The organism is Vaccinium witches'-broom phytoplasma str. VAC (assembly GCF_000309405.1).
Taxonomy (GTDB): domain Bacteria; phylum Bacillota_I; class Bacilli_A; order Acholeplasmatales; family Acholeplasmataceae; genus Phytoplasma.
Genome location: NZ_AKIN01000051.1, coordinates 1 through 2,577 on the forward strand (window position 1 = coordinate 1; position 2,577 = coordinate 2,577).

A 2,577-nucleotide genomic window follows, 5' to 3' on the forward strand; every position below is an offset into this window, starting at 1 on the left:
TTGTTTGCCAACGATCACCACCTGAAGAACAATCGTTGCCGTCGATATACCAATTGTCAAAAAAGATTCCTCCTTCATATCTATAATAATGAGTATTACCATTTTCATCATAAAGGGTTCTAGATGAACGACCTAATTTGTTTCTAATTGTTTCTCCTTGGTAGGTACAGCCATATTTGATATAACATTGGTTTAACCATGCAATATAATCTTTTTGGTAGTCCATTAAAATATCTCTTTTTGGTTTTGTATCTTGACAAGTAATCCGATATATTTTATCTTCAGTTTCAAAATTATTTTCTAATAAATTAATAGCATATGAAATATTAATTTCTTTATAAGCGGGTTCGGTAATAGTTATAGGACTATTGCCGCTTTTAGATTCTCTGTTATATTCTCCTTCATAAACATATAAATTGTTGGCTCTTTTCCAATCTCGAATCTGTTCGTAGGGGTTAAGAGAGTCTGGAATATTAATGTGGATTGCTCTTTTTATAGTGTTGAAGATGAAAAGATAGATGTTTTTAGCGCCATTAGAAAGTTTTAAGAGATCTTGGATATTTCCCTGTTGAGGGTCCATAATACGAATTCCATCATCAAAGTAAATAGCATCTATTTGAATATCATGGAAAGTTTCTTGAGGCAAAGGCAACACTAAACCAGTATTAGGTGTGACGTTGTAACAACCTAATTTGATGAGTTTAGGTTGTTTGATGATGTTCTTTTGTATTAAATAATTATTAATTACTTCTTCTTTACTTTTATTTGCCAAAATCTCAGTTACTATTATTTTGATATTTACGTTTTCATCTTGAGGTTTTTGTTTGGCGTCCCAGAAGACAAAGGCTTCTTCGATGGCGATTTCGTATTTTAAAAGGTCTTCTAAGGTGTATTTGTTATCTGCATAGGGGTATTCTATTTTAAAAGGATTTAAACGTGGTTTAAAATAGACTCCTAAAAGGCCTGAAGGAGGATTTTTTAGGTGCCAATGTATAAATGATTCGTTATATTGATTAAATGAAGTTGGTATTTGTTTATTAACGGATGCTGACAAATTGTAATATTTTAAGATATGAGGAATATCGTTTATATCTAGAACGTTCATATCGTGTCTTTTCATTTTTGGTTGGGTGCAAATCCATCCTGTTGCAAAGGTTTCCCAGTCTATTAATTTTATTTGTGATTTTGTTTGTTTGTGAAAATAGTTATGGGCGAAAATAGGGTTAATGAAAAAAATAGTGATTATAAAAGAAAGGGTTATAAAAACTTTTTTAAGGATTTGTTTTTGATCATGGTTTGTTTGCCCCCTTTGGTTTTTTGATTTAATGGCCTTGCCTGTTGTGTGTTGTTGTTTGGGTAAAAGAAAAAAGGAACCTTCGCGGACTTTTTTTGGTTACTTTATTGTTGGAATTTTTAATATAAAAATAATAATCTCTAAATTGCAAAAATAAAATCGCAAATTTTATTCGTTATTAAAGCAAATTGAGACAATCAAGTATTATTATAACCAAATTAAATTTGAAGAATGATAAGGTATTTTAGAAAATATAATAAAAAAGATAAGCTTGCAAATTTATCTTAATAGTAATATTATTCAAATAATTTATTTTTTCTTTGTATTTCCTTTATGGTTTGGATCATAGGCAATAACAACAAAATGTTTGCCAACAGTTATACCATAAACACGTTCTTTCAAATTAAGAGCTATTTGATAAATAGGTTCATCTTCAGAAAGTATAACAGTACGTTCGAACCCTTTTTTAGAAAGGTTGCCTTTTGGGACTGAATGATATCTAGGTCCTTTATTATACGATTCTTTCATTTGTTGCCATGTATACTCAATATATTTATTTAATGGAATGATAACTTTGTTTAAAACTTGCGCAAATTCTTTTATTTTTTTAAAACTTGAAATATCTGTTAAAGTTTGATCAAATCGATAACGAAAAAGATTATTAACTGTTTAAACCATATTAATAAATGTGTTTAGCATTTTTAGAAAAATATTCTAAAATATCTTTATTTTTAATAATGTTTTTAGACCAATTAGAATTTTTATAATATACATTTTTCCACGGGTCTTCTTCGTGAGTTTGTTGAGATAAAAAATAGGCTTCTTTATCGCCATATAATGAAATAATATCATCAAGAATTTGTTTTTGCGTGGCATTTATTTTAGTTATATCTCCCATTGATAAAGAATCGGGTTTTAATGGTTTATAAGTAAATTCTTTTAGTTGTGTACACAATTCAGGGAAAACAGGGCCGTAAATCCAAGCTTGGATTTGTTCTTTTAAAAGGGGTTTTTTAGTCTGTACTAAATGTTTTGCATGAGCGTAATAAATCATTTTATTTAGCTTCATTTTAGTAGTTGAATGAGGATTGTTTTTAACAATATAAAGAGCAACATCAAAAACATTAACTTTTTCTTTATTTAACATATTTAAACCGCCTTTTTTCTTTTTAGAGTTTATTGTAATATATAATAATTTTAATTGTTTTTCAAGAGAAAGTATTTTTTGTTGCATTTGTTTTTTAATCATAATTGGTTTTTCTCCTTATGTTTTGGTTTTTTTA

The 2,577-nt window shown here is 28.2% G+C and carries 3 protein-coding genes; all 3 read right to left on the reverse strand.

Translation table 11 applies throughout. The annotated features are described in order from the left end of the window. Positions 1-1,120, reverse strand: a 1,120-nt coding sequence (locus RI68_RS01555; protein ID WP_026071935.1) for a hypothetical protein, incomplete at its 3' end; no start/stop codon positions are given. Between the two features lie 483 nt (positions 1,121-1,603). Beyond that, positions 1,604-1,822, reverse strand: coding sequence for a hypothetical protein (locus RI68_RS01560; protein ID WP_017193140.1), 219 nt, complete (start codon positions 1,820-1,822; stop codon positions 1,604-1,606). 151 nt (positions 1,823-1,973) lie between these two features. After that, positions 1,974-2,543, reverse strand: coding sequence for a Panacea domain-containing protein (locus tag RI68_RS01565; protein ID WP_017193502.1), 570 nt, complete (start codon positions 2,541-2,543; stop codon positions 1,974-1,976). Positions 2,544-2,577: the final 34 nt, after the last annotated feature.

What these genes read in the sequence shown, in the direction of transcription:
- RI68_RS01565 (WP_017193502.1), bottom strand. Translation starts at nt 2,543, where the DNA reads ATGATTAAAAAACAAATGCAACAAAAAATACTTTCTCTTGAAAAACAA.
- RI68_RS01560 (WP_017193140.1), bottom strand. Translation starts at nt 1,822, where the DNA reads ATGAAAGAATCGTATAATAAAGGACCTAGATATCATTCAGTCCCAAAA.